Here is a 19,050-nt window from a genome sequence, read left to right on the forward strand (position 1 = left end):
TCAGGTGAGCGCGGGGCTGCCCTGCAGCGCGTGCACGACCGGCGCGAGTTCGGGCTGCGTGATCGCTTCGCCGAGGGTGCGTTCCAGTGCCTCGTCGTGGATGGGATGCGCCTTCTCGTAGAGTGTCCGTCCCGCCGGCGTCAGCTCGGTGTAGATGCCTCGGCGGTCGTCGAGGCACAGGATGCGGGTCAGCAGCCCGCGGTCCTCGAGTCGGGTGACCAGGCGGGTGGTGGCGCTGGGGCTCAGCGCGGTGGCGCGCGCCAGCTGCTGCATCCGCATGTGCCAGCCGTCCTGGCGGCTCAGGGCGTCGAGCACCGTGTACTCGACGACGGAGAGTCCCGCCGACGAGGCGAGAGCGCGTTCCAGCTCGGCCTCGATGATGCCGTGCAGCGCGGCGAGAGTGCGCCATCCGCGCGCGCGGATCTCGACGGCGTCGTCTGAGATGCCCATGAGTGACCTCCAGAGATAGTTGCTTGCGTAAACTACTTGCGCGTGCAATCATTATGTCTCGGACGCAAAATCCCGCGTCTGCAACTACTTTAGCAGAGGATCTCGGAGCACACCCATGCCACTCGGACTCATCGCACTCGCCATCGGCGCCTTCGGAATCGGACTCACCGAGTTCGTCATCATGGGGCTGCTGCCCGAGGTGGCCGCCGACTTCGGCGTCACCGAAGCGACCGCGGGATGGCTGATCTCCGGGTACGCCCTCAGCGTCGTGGTCGGTGCACTGCTGCTGACGGCGGCGACCACACGACTCCCCCGCAAGCCGGTGCTCCTCGGACTGCTGGTGCTGTTCATCGCCGGCAACGTGCTCACCGCGCTCTCGCCGGACTACGGCGTCGCGATGGCGGGACGGATCGTCGCAGCCCTGGCGCACGGCGCCTTCTTCGGAATCGGTTCCGTCGTGGCGGCCGACCTCGTCGCCCCGGAGAAGAAGGCCCGCGCCATCGCGATCATGTTCACCGGGCTGACCGCGGCCAACGTCTTCGGCGTGCCCTTCGGTACCTTCCTCGGCCAGCAGTTCGGCTGGAGGTCGACCTTCTGGGTGATCTCCGTCATCGGCGTCGTCGCTCTCGTCGGCATCGCCGCGCTGGTGCGCGCCCCTCGGAGCAGCGAAGCAGCCGTCAGTCTGCGTCGAGAGCTCTCGGCCTTCCGATCCGGACAGGTCTGGCTCTCGCTGCTGGTCACGATCCTCGCCTACGGCGGCATGTTCGGCGCGTTCACCTACATCGCCTACACGCTCACGAGCGTGACCGGATTCGCGTCCGCGGCCGTGCCGTGGCTGCTCGTGCTGTTCGGCCTCGGCCTCGTGGCGGGCAACGCGATCGGCGGGCGTCTCGCCGACCGTTCGGTCGATCGCACGCTGGTCGGCTTCATCGCCGCGCTCGCCGTGGTGCTCGTCGCCTTCGCGCTCCTCGCCTGGTCGCAGCCGGCGACCATGGTCATCCTCGTGCTCATGGGCGGGTTCGGTTTCGGCACCGTCCCCGGCCTGCAGAGCCGCATCATGCATTACGCCGGAGGCGCCCCGACGCTCGCCTCCGGTGCGAACATCGGCGCATTCAACGTCGGCAACGCGCTCGGCGCCTGGGCCGGAGGCGTCGGCATCTCGGCGGGCCTCGGCTACGTGTCGCCCATCTGGATCGGCGCCGCACTCACGACATCCGCTCTCGGTGTGATGCTCGTCGCCGTCTTCCTCGCCGCACGCACCCGTCCCCGCACCGACACGGCGAGCTTCGCCACTGTCACGGCGTGACCACCCACTTCCCCGAAAGAGAAAGAACGAGCATGACCACTCCCCCCATCCCCACCCTCACCCTCAACAACGGGCTCGAGATGCCCCAGCTCGGCTTCGGCGTCTTCCAGGTGCCCGATGACGAGACCACGGATGCCGTCTCGAGCGCTCTGGAAGCCGGCTACCGCAGCATCGACACCGCAGCGATCTACGGCAACGAGGTGGGTGTCGGTCGCGCGATCGCCCAGTCCGGGCTGCCCCGCGACGAGCTGTTCGTCACCTCGAAGGTCTGGGTCGACGATCACGGCTACGACGCGGCACTGCGTGCCTACGACCAGTCGCTGGTGCGCCTCGGGCTCGACCGTCTCGACCTGTTCCTGATCCACTGGCCGACCCCCGCCCGCGACACCTACGCCGAGACCTGGCGTGCGCTCGAGCGTCTGTACTCCGATGGACGGGTCGGCGCGATCGGCGTCTCGAACTTCGAGCCCGAGCATCTCGCGCGCATCATCGGTGACACGGGCATCGTGCCAGCGGTGAATCAGGTCGAGCTGCATCCCGCTCTGCAGAATCGGGCGGTCGTCGCCGCGAACGAGAGCCGAGGCATCCTCACCGAGGCCTGGAGCCCGCTGGCACAGGGCGCGGTGCTCGGTGAGGCGGCCATCGTCGCGATCGCCGAGCGCCATGGCAAGACGCCCGCGCAGGTGGTGCTGCGGTGGCACCTGCAGCAGGGTCGTGTCGTGATCCCGAAGTCGGTGACCCCTGCGCGGATCGCCGCGAACCTCGACGTCTTCGACTTCGTGCTCTCGCCGGAGGAGCTCGCGGCGATCGACCTGCTCGAGCGCGACGGCCGCACCGGGCCGCATCCCGCACAGTTCAACGGCTGAGCCCTCGACGACGACGGCCCCCACGAGCATGACTGCTCGTGGGGGCCGTGCGTCGTCGGCGCGCTACTGCGCGCGCATGTACTCCTCTGCAGCCCGCACCTGCTCGGCGGACGGACGGATGCCGGTGTAGAGCACGAACTGCTCGAGGGCCTGCAGCGTCGCGACCTCTGCGCCTGTGATGACGGTCTTGCCTGCCGTGCGCCCGGCCTTCACGAGAGGGGTCTCCGCCGGCAGCGCGACGACATCGAACACCACCGACGATGCGGTGATCGCGGCGTCCTCGAACGAGAGGGCGTGCTCGTCGGGCCCGCCCGCCATGCCCAGGGGAGTCACGTTCACCAGGATGTCGGCCTCCAGCCCCGCGGCATCCGCCTGCCATCCGAATCCGTACTGCGCGGCCAGCGCGCGGCCGAGATCCTCGTTCCGGGCGACGATCGTCACCGCGGTGAAGCCGGCGTCCCGGAACGCGGCGGCCGTCGCCTTCGCCATGCCTCCGGAGCCGCGCAGCAGCACGGAGCACGCCGGATCGAGGCCGTTCCGCTCGATCAGCTGCGCGATCGCGGAGTAGTCGGTGTTGTACGCGACCAGAACCCCGTCGTCGTTCACGATCGTGTTGACGGAATCGATCGCGGTCGCCGAGGCGTCCATCCGGTCGACCAGAGCGATCACGTCCTCCTTGTACGGCATGGAGATCGCACACCCGCGGATACCCAGGCCACGCACGCCGGCGATCGCGTTCGCGAGGTCCGTCGGCGCGAACGCCTTGTAGATCCAGTTCAGCTCGAGCGCCTCGTAGAGGTGGTTGTGGAAGCGGGTTCCGTTGTTGCTCGGGCGCGCTGACAACGAGATACAGAGCGTCATGTCCTTGTTGAGCATCGTCACCGCTCCAGGCTACTCGTGGGACCGCGCCGCACACCGGTTCTCGGCACCCCTGCGCGGCCGGATCATCGGGACCGGAAATCGGCGTATCGCCGCAGAATCCCCGGGAATCACCGTGGAGAGCCCGGCGTAACCAAGGCGAGATGACGGCGCTCTTTCCGCTCGCTCGCTGTGTTCCCTAACGTGCTCGGTAGTCAAGGGACGCGATCCGCGGCCGGCCCGACGGCCGCGCGATCCGCTCCCGAAATGATCCGGGGAGACGACATGGACGCACTTATGCGGCGCACGGTGCAGACCGGGAGACGGTCCCCACGCCGTCGTCCCCGAGAGGGTGGCCTCTCCCCGGCCGCCCTCTCACCCGTGCGCTGGCGCATCGCCGGCACGCAGTCATCCCGGTGCGGATGACGTCGCGCCACGCGCGCACCCAGAGCCGGCACCGCCCACGAGGCATTCCAACTCTCCCTCGCCTCGGGGCGGTGCCTACCCTTCAGCGACGGCCGACGCGGCATCGGGCGTGACCGATTCGGTTTGATGGCCGCCGCGCGTCGTCGCCGGACGTCGCCCAGCCGTGCGAGAAATTCGCCCCTGGCGCTGCCGGCGTCCGCGGATTCGGGGGAGACGGGCGAACGGAGGTGCCTCCGTGCTGTAACGCCCTGTCTCCTCCCGAAACCTGCGATCCTCGCGGATCTTCTCCCCGACCTTCGCGGATCTCGCCGCCTGGACGAATCGTCCGTGGCGAGATCGTGCATCCTCCCCTATGGTGAAGGTGCATGCACAAGGGGATTCGATCGTCTCCGTCACCCCCAGATGACGGGCAGCCTTCCCCAGAGGCAGGACGATCCGTGCATGCGATTGGGCCCTCTCGAGTAGTTCAGTCCCCAATGGACTATTCGAGGGGGCCGCTATCGAACATCTTCTCACCTTTTTTGCGATTTGTCCCCCAAAAGGGGGACAAGAGTCTGGAAAAGGGGTTAGGGTTGTTCCTGACGCACCCTCCGGTCGTCTTCGGCCCTCATCGCTCCCCCCGCGGTGAGGGCCACACCATTTTCTGGGGCTCGTGTCGACGCCGACCCGCCCCCATCGAGCACCCTCAGCGGATGTCGGTGAGATTCCGCTCGTGCAACATTTGGGTTACCTTCTGGCCGCGGCTATTCCCTTGGGGGCCTCCTCCACTAGCGTTAGCGATGTCGGGGCATACCTGCGTCGGCTTCTTCACCAGCAGAACAGGCAGTACATGAGCACCCAGGGCACGGTCAAGTGGTTCAACTCGGAGAAGGGCTTCGGCTTCATCTCCCCCGACGACGGCGGCGCTGACGTTTTCGCGCACTACTCCGCCATCGAGTCATCCGGCTACCGGTCTCTCGAAGAGAACCAGCGAGTCGAGTTCGACGTGGCGCAGGGCCCCAAGGGCCTGCAGGCTGAGAACATCCGCCCCCTTTGAGGCGGACAATGCACTGAACTCCCCGACCGGAATCCGCATCAACGCGGCATCCGGCGGGGAGTTCTGTGCTTTACGCGGCTGATCCGGGCCCGTTGCGCGTGCGACGATCAGTGCAGGAGCAGTGCGCGGAGCTCGTCGACGGATGACGCGCGGAACGCCGCATCGTCGCCTTCGTGCAGCTCGCTGAAGCCCCACTCCACGAAGATCACGGGCACGCCGTTCGCGTTGCCGCCCTCCACGTCGTGGTGGCGGTCCCCGATCAACACCGGGCGCGACACGTCGGCACCGAGTGTGCTCAGTCGGCGCAGCGCCTCGGCCACGATGTCCGTCTTCGAGGCCAGCGTCGACTCGTCGGGCGTGGCGCCGACCGTCGTGAGGAACGAGGAACGCAGCTCGAAGTGGTCGATCAGCGCATCGACCTGATTCTCGGGCTTCGAGCTCGCCGTCGCCTGGGGCACTCCCGCCGCATGCAGATCGTGGATGAGATCGGTGACGCCCGGGTACGTGGCCACATCGGTCGTGTAGCCGTCCGCCTTGCCGAGCGTGCGGTAGAAGGAGACCGCCTCGGCCGATTCCTCCGGAGTCATCCCCGCCTGGTCCTGGAAGGACTGGAACATCGGCGGACCGATCCAGTGGATCAGCTCCTCGCGGGTGGGCGCCGGCTTACCGAAGTGCGTGAGTGCGACGTTCAGACGACGGAGGATGCCGATCGAGGCGTCGACGATGGTGCCGTCGACGTCCCACAGCACGCAGGAGTAGGGGGAAGAGGCCATGTCTTCCAGCCTATGGGCTCCACGCGTGCCGCCGACTCGTCCTGCACAGGTGTGCAGCGCCTGTTCGTCGAAGCCCTCGCGATCCGGTGACCCGGGCGTTCAGAACAGCCGGGGGATGCCGGACTCGATGCCCTTCATGTCGTCGTAGTCGAGCACGAGGCAGCGGATGCCGCGGTCCTCGGCGAGCACACGGGCCTGCGGCTTGATCTCCTGTGCGGCGAACACGCCCTGCACGGGAGAGAGGTGCGGGTCTCGACCCAGCAGCTCCAGGTACCGCGTGAGCTGCTCGACGCCGTCGATGTCGCCGCGGCGCTTGATCTCGACCGCGATCGCGGCACCGTCCGCATCCCGCACCAGCAGATCGACGGGACCGATCGCCGTGGGGTACTCGCGGCGCACGAGCGTCGCGCCCTCCGAGATCCGATCGACCTGCTCCGCAAGCAGTCGCTGCAGGTCGGCTTCGACACCGTCCTTCTGCAGGCCGGGGTCGATGCCCAACTCGTGCGAGGAGTCGTGGATGATCTCGTAGATCTGCACGCGCAGCGCGTCGCCGGTCTTCTTGTGGGTCACACGCCACACCTCGACGACGCCGGCGCTCGCCTCTTCCTCGCCGGGATCCTCGGAGGACAGCGAGCAGGGAGGGCTCATCCAGTTCAGCGGCTTGTAGCTGCCGCCGTCCGAGTGCACGAGCAGACTCCCGTCACCCTTGTGCACGAGCAGACGCGTGGCAAGCGGGAGATGGGCATTGAGTCGACCGGTGTAGTCGACCGAGCAGCGGGCGATGACGAGACGCACCCGTCGAGCCTAACGGCATCGGCGGCCGGGCTCGCACGACGACGGGGTGGCTCAGCCGCTCGTCGTCGCCCCCGGGGTCTTCTCGTCGTCCCGGAGCGGGCGCGCGGCTCCCGAGAACAGGCCGGACGCCACGACCAGCACGACCAGGATGTACAGGGTGTTCAGCAGGCCGATGTGCTCGCTGATGAAGCCGAGCACGGGAGGTCCGCCGAGGAACGCCACGTAGCCGATGGTCGCCGCCGCGCTCACGCGGGCCGCCGCCTTCGCGGGATCGTCGGCTGCGGCCGACATCCCGAGCGGGAAGCCGAGCGATGCGCCGATGCCCCAGAGCGCCGCGCCCACGAGCACGAGAGGAAGGTTCGGGGCGAGGATGAAGAGCAGGATGCCGGATGCGGCGGCCACCGCGAGGATGCGCAGCACGGCCACGCGGCCGAAACGGTCGACCAGCGGTCCGCCGAAAAGACGCACCACGGTCATCCCGACGGAGAACACTGCGAGAGCGATCGCGCCCGTCCCGGTCGTGAAGCCGTGGCCCTGTTCGGTGCCCAGGGCGATCCAGTCGTTCGCGCCTCCTTCCGCGAACGCCATGCCGAGCATGACCACGCCGAGCAGGTAGGTGCGAGGTTCACGCCAGGCTTCGAGGGCGACGTGCATCCGCGCCCGCCAATGCGGCTTCTCGGACGGCCCCGGGTCGAGCGCCGCCTCCCGCGCGGGCACCTGAGAGAAGCAGACGAAGGCGAGCACGGCGATCAGCGCCCCCATGATCGACGCGTGCACCGCGACGGTGAGGGAGAGCAGCGCGGCGAGAGCCCCGAGGCCCGCGCCGATGACGGTGCCGAAGCTGAAGAACGCGTGGAACACGGGCAGGATCGTCTTGCCCATCTGCTGCTCGATCGCCGTGGCCTCGACGTTCATCATCACGTCGAGGCTGCCGTTTCCGAAGCCGAACAGCACCATGCCGATGAGAACGATCGGAACCGACGCGAAGACCGTCGATCCCAGCCCGACGAGGGTGATGCCGACCGCGAACAGCAGGATCGTCAGGAGCATCCCTCGGCGCGCACCGGTGCGCGCCATGACGGCCGGGCTGGTGGAGATGCCGATGATCGATGCCGTGCCCATGCCCAGGAGGATGAGCCCGACTTGCGCGTTGTCGAGTGCGAGATCCGCTTTGATGCTCGGGACCCGCGAGGCCCAGGTGGCGATCGACAGGCCGCTCGCGAAGAAGATCGCGAAGATGGCAGCCCGCCACCGGACGAACTGGGAGCGGGTGAGAGCGGATTCCATGTCGCACAGCATATCGAATCGATTCGACTCCGGGGAGCCGGAGGGAGCTATCCTCGAAGTATGAGCAGTCAGGAGACGCCGCGTCGTGCGACGATCGCGGACGTCGCGCGCGAGGCGGGCGTCGCGACGTCGACCGCATCCGTGGTGTTCAGCGGGAAGGCCAAGGTCGCGGCCGCGACGCGGGAGCGCGTCCTCGCCGCCGCCGCGGAACTCGGCTATGCCGGACCGGATCCCCGCGCGGCCTCGCTGCGGCGCGGTCGCAGCGGCATCGTCGCGGTGGTCCTCGAGGGCCATCTGCGGGCGGCGTTCCTCGATCCGGTCACGACCGCGATGATGGACGGCCTCACAGACGGCCTCGCCGAGCTCAGCGCCGGCATCCTGCTGATACGGGACGAACCCGGTGAGGACGGCTCGGCACTCGCGAGTGCGCCGGTCGACGCCTTCGTGCTCATCGGATGCTCCGGCCGCACCCGCGCCTCGCTCGAAGTCGTGCGCGGTCGCGGGCTCCCGGTCGTCGTGATCGAAGGGGATGCCGGCGGCGACATCCCGCGCATCACCCTCGACAACGCGGCGGCGGCCGCCGATGTGGCGCGCCATGTGCGTGATCTCGGTCACCGTGACGTGGCGCTGGTCACGCTCTCCCTCGACGCCGAGCGTGAACGCGGTCTCGTGACTCAGGAACGCATCGCCACGGCCACCGTCGACGTGACGATCGATCGCCTCGCCGGGATGCGTGAGGTGTTCCCCGACGCGCCCGCGATCTCGGCCTCCGGAAGCCTCATCGACGAGGGGGCGATCGTCGGACGGATGCTGCTCGCCGACCCCGCGACGCGGCCCACGGCGGTTCTCGCGCAGAGCGACCTGCTCGCGGTCGGCGTCATCCGTGCGGCGGAGGAGCTGGGGCTGCGCGTGCCCGAAGACGTCTCGGTGGCCGGTTTCGACGGCATCGCGGTCGACGGGCTCGGTCCGCAGCTGCTCACCACCAGCGTGCAGCCCGCGGTCGAGAAGGGGCGCGCTGCCGGCGAGCAGGTCGCCCGGATGCTGCGGGGTGAGCCGGGGATCACCCAGCACCTGACGTGCCGCTTCCGTGAGGGCACGACGACGGCTCCCCCCTCTCGCTGATCCGCCGAACCGCCCGTCTCCTGCAGGGAGAGCTCAGCTGTGCTGCGGTCCGAGCGGCAGCGGCGTGTTCGCGAAGTCGAGGATCCGGTACCGGCCGCAGTCGACCACGCCGTCGGGCACGACGTCGAGCGGAAGCTGCCACGCCACGGTCTGCGCATCCTCGATCAGGAACGACACCTCGCCGACGTCGAAGTCGGTGCGGTTCACCAACCAGGCGTATCCGTTGAGCTGGTGATCCACCTGCACGAGCCGTGCCGGATCGTCGAGGTGCAGCTTCGGGAGCCGCACGGTCCAGAACTGGCCGGCGCCCGTGCGGCCGGAGGCGTCGACCCAGCCGGTCACGCAGGTGAGGTCGGCATCCGGGGCCTGTGCGGCGGAGGCGAGACGCGGGATGCTGACCACGGATCCGGCCAGCAGCATGACGGCGATGGCCGCGAAGACCGGGCGGAGTCGCGGGATCGAGAGTGCACGAGGAGCCGCGACGAGGGCGAGCACCGGAGCGAAGGCCAGGGGCTGAAGGTAGCGGGCGGCGTGGGTGCCGAGCGCGATCGCGCCGAGAACCACCAGCACGGGGATCACCCATGCCGCCAGAGCGACGACGCGTTCGGCAGGCTCGTGGACGCGGATCGACCTGATCGCAGCGAAGACGAGCAGCGCCACGGTGAGGAGGGTGCCGATGACGCCCAGCGGGGTCGTCAGGCGGTCTCCGAGGAGATGGGAGTAGTACCCGACGGACTGCACCCAGAGCTCGGGCTGGGCATAGCCGGCGCCGGTGTTCGCGATCCATTCCGAGAACGGAATGCGTCCGAGGAAGCCGATCGCCGTGCCGCCGACCAGCACGGCGAGGGAGAGCAGCATCCGCGATCGGGAGGCAGGGCGCAGCGCGAGCACGGCGAGGACGACGATGAGTGGAATGGTCGCCCACACCGCGAAGAGCGGGTTCGACAGCGTCGCGAGCGCCGCCACGGACGCGAGCGGGACGAGGAGACCTGCTCCGCGCTTCTCGTGCGCGACGAACCGGCGGATCAGGCCGACGGAGAGCACGACGGCGATCACCGTCGTGGAGTAGTAGGTCGTGGTGAGCAGCAACGAGGCGAGCTCGAGGGCGTCGCGCGAGGCAGAGGTCTCGGTCACCGCGAGCAGGCCGAACACCGCCGTCGCGATCAGCGCCCATGTCACGGGGGAGGTGCCGCTGCGCCGCCGACCCGCCACCAGTCGCAGTGCGCCGTAGAACATCAGCAGGTTGACCACCGCGCTCGCAGCGAGCACGCCGTTCACGTCGAATGGCAGGAGCAGATCGAGGCCGGTGAACACCGCAGTCTCGGGAAGGAAGAGCACGCTCGACAGGGCCCAGTGCGAGGGTCCGCCCGACGAGGAGGACTGCGCGAACAGCGCCACGATCAGCGAGTCGCCATCGCGGAACAGCAGCTCGGAGCGAGCGGAGGCCGCCATCTGCCCGCTCACGATCAGGGCGAGAGCCGATGCCGCGAGCCACCCCATCAGCTCGCGCACCCACACCCGTGTCATGTCCGATACTCTGCCACGGCCTGCATTCGCGTCTGAATGATCTCTTTTCACCGATTTGGTTAGGCAGAATGCTGCGTCAGGACGGCGAAACGAGCCATTTGATCGAGTCGGCGGCGGATACTGCGGACCGGAGAGCCCCGATCGCCCGGTAAACTAGGGGTGACCTGCCCGCCTGCGCCATCTGGCCGACGAGCCCCAAGGAGCCGCGTATATGCTGACGCTCCTCGCCGTGTTCCTCCTCGGGTCGCTGTTGATGCCCGTTCTGGTGCGCTGGCTCGGAGCTCAGGCCTTCGCGATCGCGGCTCTGGTTCCCGCGGCCGCATTCGTGCATGCGCTCGTCATGACGCCTCAGGTCCTCGACCCGGAATCGTCTCCCTACGTCTCCGTCGCGTGGATCCCGCAACTCGGCTTGAACATGTCGATGCACATGGACGTGCTCGGGTGGGTGCTCACGCTGATCGTGACCGGGGTCGGCGCCCTCGTGCTGCTCTACTGCCGCTGGTACTTCCACGACGACTCCGCCGGGATCGGACAGTTCTCCGCCGTTCTGCTCGGCTTCGCCGGTGCGATGTACGGACTCGTGCTCACGGACGACCTCGTGATGCTCGTGATGTTCTGGGAGGTGACGAGCATCCTCTCGTACCTCCTGATCGGCCACTACCGGCGCCGTGCCGCCAGCCGTCGTGCCGCGCTGCAGGCGCTGCTGGTGACCACCCTCGGCGGTCTGGTGATGTTCGTCGGCGTCGTCCTCCTGGTCGTGGATGCCGGTACGTCCAGCATCCGCGAGATCCTCGCGCTCGCCCCCACCGGGCCGATCGTGGATGCCGCGATCGTGATGCTCCTGATCGGGGCGATCAGCAAGTCTGCGCTGTTCCCCTTCCACTTCTGGTTGCCCGGCGCCATGGCGGCGCCCACGCCGGTGAGCGCCTACCTGCACGCGGCGGCCATGGTGAAGGCCGGGATCTACCTGATCGCCCGCTTCGCTCCGATCTTCGCCTTCAGCGCTCCGTGGCGACCGATCGTGATCACGCTCGGCATCGTGACGATGCTGCTCGGCGGAATCCAGGCGCTGCGCGAGACCGACCTCAAGCGCATCCTCGCCTTCGGCACGGTCAGTCAGCTCGGCTTCTTCGCCGTGGTGGTCGGCTACGGAACGCAGGCTGCGGCTCTCGCCGGGCTCGCGCTGGTCATCGGGCACGCACTGTTCAAGTCGGCCCTGTTCCTGATCGTCGGCGTGATCGACCGCCAGCTGTCGACCCGTGACATCAACGAGCTCTCCGGTGTCGGCAGACAGGCCCCGGTGATGGCCACGGCCGCGTTCATCTCGGTGGCATCCATGGCCGGCGTCGCCCCGACCATCGGCTTCGTGGCCAAGGAATCCACTCTCACCGCGCTCCTCGACGATGCACTGGCCGGCTCGCCGTGGGGTCTGGTCGCCATCATCGGCGTCGTTCTGGGTTCCATGCTCACTGCGGCATATGGTGTCCGTTTCCTGTGGGGAGCCTTCTGGACCAAGCGCGATGCGCAGGGTGGCCGGATGCCGACCACCGCGTGGCCCGACCCTCCCGTCGGCTTCCTCTCGGCCCCGATCATCCTGGCCGGCGTCACCCTCGCCGCTGGTATCGGTGCACCGGCTCTCGACGTCGCACTGCACGGCTACGCGGTGACGGCCACCCCCGGACTCGACCCGGCGACCGGAGAGGCGACCGAGGGCCCCGGGCATCTCGCGCTCTGGCACGGCTTCGAACCGGCACTCGGCATCTCGATCCTCTCGATCCTGCTCGGCTTCGGGCTGTTCCTCCTCACCCGCCGCACCGGCTGGGACCGCAAGCCGCGACTGCTGCGCTTCACGGCAGCGGATGTCTACTACCTCGTCGTCCGCGGCGTCGACCGGCTCTCGGTGCTCAGCACCACCCTGACGCAGCGCGGTTCGCTGCCCGTGTATGTCGGCACGATCTTCGTGGTGTTCGTCGCTGCCGAGGTCACGGCACTCGTGGCGAGCGACATCGACCGATTCCAGCTGTCCGCCTGGCACACCCCTGCGCAGATCGTGGTGGCGCCGATCATGGCGGCCGCCGGTATCTTCGCCGTCCGCGCGCAGAAGAGGTACACCGGTGTGGTGCTGGTCTCGGTGACCGGACTCGGCATGGTGGCCCTGTTCGCGACCAGCGGCGCCCCCGACCTCGCCCTCACGCAGATCCTCGTCGAGACCGTGACGATGGTCACCTTCGCCCTCGTGCTGCGGCGGCTGCCCGCGCGCATGGGCGAGCACAACGCCTCGGTCGGCCGCATCCCCCGAGCACTGCTCGGCATCGGCGTCGGCCTCACGATGGCACTGATCGCCGTCGTCGCCACCCAATCCAGGGTCGCCGACCCGATCTCGGCCGCGTTCCCGAAGCTCGCCTACGAGATCGGGCACGGCAAGAACGTCGTCAACGTCGCCCTGGTCGACCTGCGTGGCTGGGACACCATGGGCGAGCTGTCGGTGCTCGTGCTCGCCGCGACCGGTGTCGCCTCGCTCGTGTTCGTCACGCATCGCGCCGATCTCCTCGCCGCGACCAGGACCCTGCCCCGCGCGACGCGCAAGGCCGCGCGCAGCCGGCCGCTGGTCGAGACCACCGAGGGCATCCGCTTCCAGACGACCGAGAACCAGGCCAGCCCGCGCGCCTGGCTCGTTGGCGGCCAGAAGATGAAACCGGAGAACCGGTCGATCCTGCTCGAGGTGATCGTCCGCATCCTCTTCCACACCATCATCGTGGTGTCGATCTTCCTGCTCTTCGCCGGCCACAACCTGCCGGGCGGCGGGTTCGCCGGAGGTCTCGTCGCGGGAATGGCGCTGGTCATGCGCTACATCGCCGGTGGACGCTGGGAGCTCGGCGCCGCCGCTCCGACGGATGCCGGACGCCTCCTGGGCGCAGGTCTGATCCTCGCCGTCGGTACCGCCGTCATCCCGCTCTTCTTCGGCCTCGCGCCGCTCACCAGCTCGTTCTGGGAATGGGAGATCCCCGGCATCGGGCACATGGAGTTCGTCACCTCGACCATCTTCGACATCGGCGTGTACCTCGTCGTGATCGGACTCGTGCTCGACGTGCTGCGCAGTCTCGGCGCTGAGGTCGACCGGCAGGCGCAGGACATGCGCGAGCGGGGGGTGAGCATCTGATGGATGTCTCCCTGACCCTGATCGTGATCATGGCCGTGTTGTTCGCATGCGGCGTCTACGCGATGCTCGAGCGCAGTCTCACCCGCGTGCTCATCGGCTTCCTGTTGCTCGGCAACGCGACCAACCTGCTGCTGCTGATCGTGATGGGCGTGCCGGGCAACGCGCCGTTCTACGACGCCGAGGGCAGTGTCAGCGACCCGCTGCCACAGGCGTTGACCCTCACGGCGATCGTCATCACGTTCGCCGTCTCGGCATTCCTGCTCGCCCTGATCTACCGCTCCTGGCAGCTCGGCCAGGCCGACACCGTCGAGGACGACGAAGCAGACATCGCCCTGCGCGAGCGCACGGATGCCGACGAAGACCTCATGGACGACGAGAGCGACACGGCAGACGACGAGGCCACGACCGACTTCGTGGGTGTGCAGACCGCGCCGATCACGGTGCTCCACATGCGAGATCACTCGGCCATCCAGGATGACGCTCCGACGGATCTGCCGTCGCGGCCGTACACCGGGACGGATTCCGACGATGCCCGGCCAGAGAGTCCTTCGCCCGGTTCAGGATCCGCACAACGAGACGAAGGGGAGGACCGCACATGACCGCGCTCGTTCCCCTGCTCGTCGGACTGCCCTTGCTCGGCGCCGCCATCACGCTGATCTTCGGCCGCAACGCCCGCCTCCAGGTCGTCGTCACGGTGTTGACCCTCGCCGCGGTCTCGGTGATCGCCGCCGTGCTGCTCGTGGTCGTGGATGCCGGTGAGCCGCTCGCCGTCTCGGTCGGAGGGTGGCCGGTGCCGTTCGGCATCGTGCTCTACGTGGACCGGCTCGCCGCGCTGCTGGTGCTCATCTCGAGCATCGTGCTGCTCGCGGTGCTCCTCTTCTCGATCGGCCAGGGAGTTGCGGACGGCACGGACGAGACGCCGATCTCGATCTTCAACCCCTCGTACCTGATCCTCGCCGCCGGCATCTTCAACGCCTTCATCGCGGGCGACCTGTTCAACCTCTACGTCGGCTTCGAGATCCTGCTCGTCGCCTCGTACGTGCTGATCACCCTGGGCAGCACGGAGTCACGCATCCGCACCGGCGCGGTCTACATCGTCGTCTCGCTCGTCTCGTCGATCCTGTTCCTCGCCGCGATCGCCATGATCTACGGTGCTCTCGGCACTGTGAACATGGCGCAGATCGCCGAACGGATGACGGAGCTGCCGCAGGAGACGCAGCTGGTGCTGCATCTGATGCTGGTGATCGCCTTCGGCATCAAGGCCGCGATCTTCCCCGTCTCCTTCTGGCTGCCCGACTCCTACCCGACGGCGCCGGCTCCCGTCACCGCGGTGTTCGCCGGCCTGCTGACGAAGGTCGGCGTATACGCGCTGATCCGCACCGAGACGCAGCTGTTCGCCGACAACGACATCGACACGCTGCTGCTGATCGTGGCGCTGGCGACCATGATCGTCGGCGTCCTCGGTGCGGTCGCGCAAGCCGAGCTCAAACGCATCCTGTCGTTCACCCTGGTCAGCCACGTCGGATACATGATCTTCGGGCTGGCGATAGCGACACCGGCAGCGATCGGCGCGACGGTGTACTACATCGTCCACCACATCGTCGTGCAGACGACGCTGTTCCTCGCGGTCGGTCTCGTGGAACGCCGAGCAGGCAGTACATCGATCCTGCGGGTGAAAGGGCTGCTCAAGGTCGCCCCGGTGATCGCCGTGCTCTACTTCGTGCCCGCCATCAACCTCGGCGGTCTGCCTCCGTTCTCCGGTTTCATCGGCAAGTTCGCGCTCTTCGAAGCGGCGGCATCCGTCGGCACCCCGCTCATGATCGTGCTGATCGTCGGTGGCATCGTGACCTCGCTCCTCACGCTGTATGCGCTGATGCGCGCCTGGAACCTCGCCTTCTGGCGCGAGGAGGAGGACTCGAGCGAGACCGAGGGGCGCATCTCCTACCTGGGCAACGCACCGGCCGCCGACGAGCAGCAGGAGCGGCGCCGGATCCCCAAGATCATGACGTATGCCACGGCAGGCATGGTCGCGGTCACCGTCGCACTGACGGTCTTCGCCGGTCCCCTCTACGCGCTGTGCGACCGCATCGGAGCCACGCTGCTCGATCCGGTCAGCCTGGTGCAGCTGCAGGATGAGGTGGACGGATGATGGAACGCACCCGCCGTCACCTCTGGCGCGACATCGGCTCGCAGCTGCCGTTCCTCGCCTGGCTCGTCGTGCTCTGGATGCTGCTGTGGGCGCAGTTCACCGTGCTGTCGTTCCTCACGGGTCTCGTCGTGGCGATCTTCGTGACCCGCGTGTTCCGTCTGCCCACAGTCGCTCTCTCCGGCCGGATCAACGTCTGGTACGCGGCGCTGTTCGTCGTGCAGTTCCTGTTCGCGGTGCTGCAGGGGGCGCTGTACGTGACCGTGCAGGTGTTCGACTTCCGCCGTCAGCCCGGTGCCGCGATCATCGCCGTGCCGCTCCGCTACGCCGACGACCTCGTGATGACGCACGTGGCCGTCACCTCTTCGCTGATCCCCGGGTCGCTCGTGGTCGAAGCCGATCGCGACCGCCGCATCCTCTACCTGCACGTGATCGGCGTTCGCAACGCCGCCGATGTCGAGAAGCAGCGCGAGGGCGTGCTGGTCTGGGAGCGTCGGATCGTGCGGGCGCTCGGAAGCCCCGCGCAGTACCGTGCTCTCAGGGCTGATGAGCGTGCCGGATCGACGAAGGGCGGTGTCCGATGAACGTGCTCCTGATCCTGATCCTGATCGTGTTCGGCGTCGCCGCGATCCTCACCCTCATCCGCATCGTGCGGGGGCCGTCGATCCTGGACCGCGCGGTGGCCTCCGACGTGCTGTTGACCGAGGTCATGTGCGTGATCGGCGCGGAGATGGCCATCAACGGGCACACCCGCAGCATCCCGGTGCTGTTGATCATCGCCGCGATCGGGGTGTTCGGCTCGATCGCCGTCGCGCGTTTCGTCGCGAGAAGGGACAACACGACACCATGAACGTGTTCGGTCTGTTGATCCCCGACGCCGTGATCGACGTCGCGGTGCTCGTTCTCATCCTGCTCGGCGCACTGCTCTGCCTGTCGGCCGCGGTCGGACTGCTCCACTTCCGCGATGTGCCCTCCCGCCTGCACGCGGCCACCAAGCCCCAGGTGCTCGGCCTCGTGCTGATCTGCCTCGCGGTCGCTCTGTCGCAGCGCAGTGTGGGCGGCATCCTGCTCGGGCTCGTGCTGGTCGCTCCGATCGTGCTGATGCAGTTCGCGACCGCACCGCTCTCGGCGCACATGGTAGGACGTCAGGCCTATCGCAACGGCACCATGGAGCACCGCACCCTGGTCGTCGACGAGCTCGCGGATTCGAAGCAGACCCCTCCCGGCGCCGGGTAGTTCCCGGCGTCTCCCGGTGGACGGGCAGTGGGGCCGGCAGTCGTCCCGGTTCCACAACTCCGGAGATTCGGCTGCGTTCGCGATCAGACTGCCCCCGGGCGGGGTGAACAGCGTGGATCTCCGGAGTTATGGCATCCGTACCTTTGAGAGGGCACCCGACCTTTCCTGCAAAGGCGCGCGAGGATAATCTCCCATCCACAATCGGCCGGATCGCTCTCCGCCGCCCGTCTCCCTGGGCAGTCTTTCCGGCATGCCCCATGACAACAGGAAGCCGCATGCGCTGCTTGCGGAGCTTCGGACCCTATCGATCATTCCGCGTCACGTGCTCATCAGTTCAGGGATGTCGACCCATGACATCACGTCGGCGGTCCGATCAGGACGGCTCATGCGGGTGCGGCGAGGGGTGTATACGCTTCCGAGCATGCCGGAACCGATCATTGCGGCGGTACGGCTGGGCGGTCGCATCTCCTGCCTCACGCTTCTTCAACTGATAGGGGTGTTCGTCCACTCGTGCAGGGAGCCGCACGTGCATGTCCCACCCCACCTCTCACGCAGTCGTGGGCGCAGGCAAAGGGATCTCCTGGTGCATTGGGGCACTCGCCTGGACGAAGGCGAACCGCACATGGTCTCGATTCGAGACGCGGTACTCCAATCCGTTCGATGTCAGTCCCCACGGGCATCGATCGCGACGCTCGACAGCGTTCTGCATCACGGATTGTTGAGGCAGGAGGACCTCGTCCAGATCTTCACGAACCTTCCGCTGCGCTACCACCCGCTTCTGGCTCTCGTAGACGCATCGGCGGAGTCGGGGCCCGAGACCTACCTGAGACTGATCCTCCGCTCGCTCGGGCTGCGGTTCGAGACCCAAGTTCATCTCCCCGGTGTCGGACGCGTGGACTTCCTCGTGGAAGGGTGGCTCGTCATCGAGTGTGACAGTCGAGCGTTTCATCAGGGGTGGGACAGACAGGTCAGAGACCGCCGGCGGGACATCGCCGCCGCCCGGCTCGGCTACGTCACGATTCGACCGCTGGCCAGCGACCTTCTGGAGGCGCAGGCGCGTGTACGGTCCGATCTGCAGGCCGTGGTCGACGCCTTCGGCTCCCGGCTCTCAGGCCGCGCAGCTCCACAACTCCGGAGAAAGAGTGCACAAAGGCGCGATACGTCGGCGTCATCGGGGCACCGACGCTGAATCTCCGGAGTTATGGAGCGCGAATGCGGGAGCGGTTCCGGCGGAGCGGCGTCAGAGTGCGTCGGCGAAGCGCTGGATCAGGCGCGCGGCGGGCTCGGAGTCGCTGATCAGCGTGCCGTGGCCGTGGTCCGGGATCACCTGGAGGTCGGCGCCCGGGATCTCGTCGATGATCTCCTGGCACCAGCTCATCGGCGCGAGCGGGTCGTCCTCGCCGCGCAGAACGAGCACCGGCACGTCGATACGTGCGAACGCCTTCTCGGGCTCGTGCACGATCGTGGCCTTCATCTTGCGCACCAGATGCGGGCCGCCACGCAGATACTCGCGCGCACCGCGCCACAGCACCTCGGGCCGCTCGCCCATCAGGTCGCGCAGCAGGTAGGTCGCCTGGGCACGGATGTTGCGGGCCGCCTTGTTCACCGTGGGGCCGGCGAGGATGACGCCCTCCACGAGAGACGGATGACGTGCCGCGAGCTCCGCCGCGATCTGACTGCCCATCGAGTGGCCGATCACGACCACTCTGCCCGCGTCGAACTCACGCAGGTACGCCGCGACGAGGTCGGCGTGCCGCTCCATCGTGAACGTGCGAGAGGGCTCCGGCGCCTCTCCGAAACCGGGAAGGTCGAACGCGATCATGCGTCCCTTCAGCTTCTGCACGACGTCGAGATAGACGCTGCGACCCATGCCGATGCCGTGCAGCAGGATGAACGTGTGCGCGCCCTCGCCGAAGGTCTCGGCGATCAGGCTGGCGCCGCTGCGCTCGAACTCGACGAGGGTCACAGGGACGCCCTTCGGGGCGAGGAGACTTTTCGGCACCCGTCAACGCTAGTCGACGCAGCAGGGAGGACCCTTCGACAAGCTCAGCGTCTCCGCCGT

Annotated in this window: 18 protein-coding genes and 1 pseudogene; 12 read left to right on the forward strand and 7 right to left on the reverse strand. The window is 67.9% G+C overall.

Going from position 1 to position 19,050, the window contains the following annotated elements:
* The gene (locus FB560_RS16880) at positions 1-450 is read right to left on the reverse strand and encodes a MarR family winged helix-turn-helix transcriptional regulator (protein ID WP_141873714.1); all 450 of its coding nucleotides are present in this window, start codon (positions 448-450) and stop codon (positions 1-3) included.
* A 115-nt stretch (positions 451-565) separates the two neighbouring features.
* On the opposite strand from FB560_RS16880, the gene FB560_RS16885 reads away from it, so the two are divergent.
* Positions 566-1,756, forward strand: a complete 1,191-nt coding sequence (locus tag FB560_RS16885; RefSeq protein ID WP_141873716.1) for an MFS transporter — start codon at positions 566-568, stop codon at positions 1,754-1,756.
* A gap of 32 nt (positions 1,757-1,788) precedes the next feature.
* Positions 1,789-2,622, forward strand: a complete 834-nt coding sequence (locus FB560_RS16890) for an aldo/keto reductase (RefSeq protein ID WP_141873717.1) — start codon at positions 1,789-1,791, stop codon at positions 2,620-2,622.
* 63 nt (positions 2,623-2,685) lie between these two features.
* Here FB560_RS16890 and FB560_RS16895 read toward each other — a convergent pair whose 3' ends face one another.
* Entirely contained in the window at positions 2,686-3,504 is an 819-nt protein-coding gene (locus FB560_RS16895) for a shikimate 5-dehydrogenase (protein WP_188895018.1), read from the reverse strand.
* 1,231 nt (positions 3,505-4,735) lie between these two features.
* On the opposite strand from FB560_RS16895, the gene FB560_RS16900 reads away from it, so the two are divergent.
* Positions 4,736-4,942: a cold-shock protein gene (locus FB560_RS16900; protein ID WP_042540947.1), complete on the forward strand. Its 207-nt coding sequence runs from the start codon at positions 4,736-4,738 to the stop codon at positions 4,940-4,942.
* A 107-nt stretch (positions 4,943-5,049) separates the two neighbouring features.
* Here the strand turns inward: FB560_RS16900 and FB560_RS16905 are convergent, their stop codons facing one another.
* From FB560_RS16905 to FB560_RS16915, 3 genes are all read right to left on the reverse strand, one after another.
* On the reverse strand, positions 5,050-5,715 hold the full coding sequence (locus FB560_RS16905; RefSeq protein WP_141873720.1) for an HAD hydrolase-like protein: 666 nt from the start codon (positions 5,713-5,715) through the stop codon (positions 5,050-5,052).
* Positions 5,716-5,814: 99 nt separating this feature from the next.
* Positions 5,815-6,510 carry an endonuclease NucS gene (nucS, locus tag FB560_RS16910; protein WP_141873722.1) on the reverse strand — a complete coding sequence of 232 codons (696 nt, stop codon included), beginning with the start codon at positions 6,508-6,510 and terminating at the stop codon, positions 5,815-5,817.
* A gap of 51 nt (positions 6,511-6,561) precedes the next feature.
* Positions 6,562-7,797: an MFS transporter gene (locus FB560_RS16915; RefSeq protein WP_141873723.1), complete on the reverse strand. Its 1,236-nt coding sequence runs from the start codon at positions 7,795-7,797 to the stop codon at positions 6,562-6,564.
* Positions 7,798-7,857: 60 nt separating this feature from the next.
* Here FB560_RS16915 and FB560_RS16920 point away from each other — a divergent pair, with 60 nt between their 5' ends.
* The gene (locus FB560_RS16920; RefSeq protein ID WP_141873725.1) at positions 7,858-8,919 is read left to right on the forward strand and encodes a LacI family DNA-binding transcriptional regulator; all 1,062 of its coding nucleotides are present in this window, start codon (positions 7,858-7,860) and stop codon (positions 8,917-8,919) included.
* Positions 8,920-8,952: 33 nt separating this feature from the next.
* On the opposite strand, the gene FB560_RS16925 is transcribed toward FB560_RS16920, so the two are convergent.
* Positions 8,953-10,446 (reverse strand): hypothetical protein, encoded by a 1,494-nt coding sequence (locus tag FB560_RS16925; RefSeq protein ID WP_141873727.1) that lies wholly within the window; start codon positions 10,444-10,446, stop codon positions 8,953-8,955.
* A gap of 211 nt (positions 10,447-10,657) precedes the next feature.
* On the opposite strand from FB560_RS16925, the gene FB560_RS16930 reads away from it, so the two are divergent.
* From FB560_RS16930 to FB560_RS16960, 8 genes and pseudogenes are all read left to right on the forward strand, one after another.
* Positions 10,658-13,606: a Na+/H+ antiporter subunit A gene (locus FB560_RS16930; RefSeq protein ID WP_141873729.1), complete on the forward strand. Its 2,949-nt coding sequence runs from the start codon at positions 10,658-10,660 to the stop codon at positions 13,604-13,606.
* Positions 13,606-14,205 (forward strand): Na(+)/H(+) antiporter subunit C, encoded by a 600-nt coding sequence (locus FB560_RS16935; RefSeq protein WP_229672948.1) that lies wholly within the window; start codon positions 13,606-13,608, stop codon positions 14,203-14,205. Before FB560_RS16930 ends, FB560_RS16935 begins: the two co-directional genes overlap by 1 nt.
* Entirely contained in the window at positions 14,202-15,755 is a 1,554-nt protein-coding gene (locus FB560_RS16940) for a Na+/H+ antiporter subunit D (RefSeq protein ID WP_141873731.1), read from the forward strand. Before FB560_RS16935 ends, FB560_RS16940 begins: the two co-directional genes overlap by 4 nt.
* Positions 15,752-16,336 (forward strand): Na+/H+ antiporter subunit E, encoded by a 585-nt coding sequence (locus tag FB560_RS16945; RefSeq protein ID WP_141873733.1) that lies wholly within the window; start codon positions 15,752-15,754, stop codon positions 16,334-16,336. The genes FB560_RS16940 and FB560_RS16945 overlap by 4 nt, the downstream gene beginning before the upstream one ends.
* Positions 16,333-16,602, forward strand: coding sequence for a monovalent cation/H+ antiporter complex subunit F (locus FB560_RS16950; RefSeq protein ID WP_141873735.1), 270 nt, complete (start codon positions 16,333-16,335; stop codon positions 16,600-16,602). The genes FB560_RS16945 and FB560_RS16950 overlap by 4 nt, the downstream gene beginning before the upstream one ends.
* Positions 16,599-16,988 (forward strand): monovalent cation/H(+) antiporter subunit G, encoded by a 390-nt coding sequence (mnhG, locus tag FB560_RS16955; RefSeq protein WP_141873738.1) that lies wholly within the window; start codon positions 16,599-16,601, stop codon positions 16,986-16,988. Before FB560_RS16950 ends, mnhG begins: the two co-directional genes overlap by 4 nt.
* A 340-nt stretch (positions 16,989-17,328) precedes the next feature.
* Positions 17,329-17,394: pseudogene (locus FB560_RS21215) on the forward strand (hypothetical protein); the annotation flags it as partial.
* 15 nt (positions 17,395-17,409) lie between these two features.
* Complete coding sequence (locus FB560_RS16960; protein WP_229672949.1) at positions 17,410-18,177, forward strand: hypothetical protein; 768 nt, start codon at positions 17,410-17,412, stop codon at positions 18,175-18,177.
* A gap of 51 nt (positions 18,178-18,228) precedes the next feature.
* Here the strand turns inward: FB560_RS16960 and FB560_RS16965 are convergent, their stop codons facing one another.
* Positions 18,229-18,990, reverse strand: a complete 762-nt coding sequence (locus tag FB560_RS16965) for an alpha/beta fold hydrolase (protein WP_141873743.1) — start codon at positions 18,988-18,990, stop codon at positions 18,229-18,231.
* Positions 18,991-19,050 lie beyond the last annotated feature (60 nt).

It is taken from the genome of Microbacterium saperdae (genome assembly GCF_006716345.1).
In the GTDB taxonomy this organism is placed as follows: Bacteria; Actinomycetota; Actinomycetes; order Actinomycetales; family Microbacteriaceae; genus Microbacterium; species Microbacterium saperdae.

What these genes read in the sequence shown, in the direction of transcription:
- FB560_RS16880 (WP_141873714.1), bottom strand. Translation starts at nt 450, where the DNA reads ATGGGCATCTCAGACGACGCCGTCGAGATCCGCGCGCGCGGATGGCGC.
- FB560_RS16885 (WP_141873716.1), top strand. Translation starts at nt 566, where the DNA reads ATGCCACTCGGACTCATCGCACTCGCCATCGGCGCCTTCGGAATCGGA.
- FB560_RS16890 (WP_141873717.1), top strand. Translation starts at nt 1,789, where the DNA reads ATGACCACTCCCCCCATCCCCACCCTCACCCTCAACAACGGGCTCGAG.
- FB560_RS16900 (WP_042540947.1), top strand. Translation starts at nt 4,736, where the DNA reads ATGAGCACCCAGGGCACGGTCAAGTGGTTCAACTCGGAGAAGGGCTTC.
- FB560_RS16905 (WP_141873720.1), bottom strand. Translation starts at nt 5,715, where the DNA reads ATGGCCTCTTCCCCCTACTCCTGCGTGCTGTGGGACGTCGACGGCACC.
- FB560_RS16915 (WP_141873723.1), bottom strand. Translation starts at nt 7,797, where the DNA reads ATGGAATCCGCTCTCACCCGCTCCCAGTTCGTCCGGTGGCGGGCTGCC.
- FB560_RS16920 (WP_141873725.1), top strand. Translation starts at nt 7,858, where the DNA reads ATGAGCAGTCAGGAGACGCCGCGTCGTGCGACGATCGCGGACGTCGCG.
- FB560_RS16925 (WP_141873727.1), bottom strand. Translation starts at nt 10,446, where the DNA reads ATGACACGGGTGTGGGTGCGCGAGCTGATGGGGTGGCTCGCGGCATCG.
- FB560_RS16930 (WP_141873729.1), top strand. Translation starts at nt 10,658, where the DNA reads ATGCTGACGCTCCTCGCCGTGTTCCTCCTCGGGTCGCTGTTGATGCCC.
- FB560_RS16935 (WP_229672948.1), top strand. Translation starts at nt 13,606, where the DNA reads ATGGATGTCTCCCTGACCCTGATCGTGATCATGGCCGTGTTGTTCGCA.
- FB560_RS16940 (WP_141873731.1), top strand. Translation starts at nt 14,202, where the DNA reads ATGACCGCGCTCGTTCCCCTGCTCGTCGGACTGCCCTTGCTCGGCGCC.
- FB560_RS16945 (WP_141873733.1), top strand. Translation starts at nt 15,752, where the DNA reads ATGATGGAACGCACCCGCCGTCACCTCTGGCGCGACATCGGCTCGCAG.
- FB560_RS16950 (WP_141873735.1), top strand. Translation starts at nt 16,333, where the DNA reads ATGAACGTGCTCCTGATCCTGATCCTGATCGTGTTCGGCGTCGCCGCG.
- mnhG (WP_141873738.1), top strand. Translation starts at nt 16,599, where the DNA reads ATGAACGTGTTCGGTCTGTTGATCCCCGACGCCGTGATCGACGTCGCG.
- FB560_RS16960 (WP_229672949.1), top strand. Translation starts at nt 17,410, where the DNA reads ATGCCGGAACCGATCATTGCGGCGGTACGGCTGGGCGGTCGCATCTCC.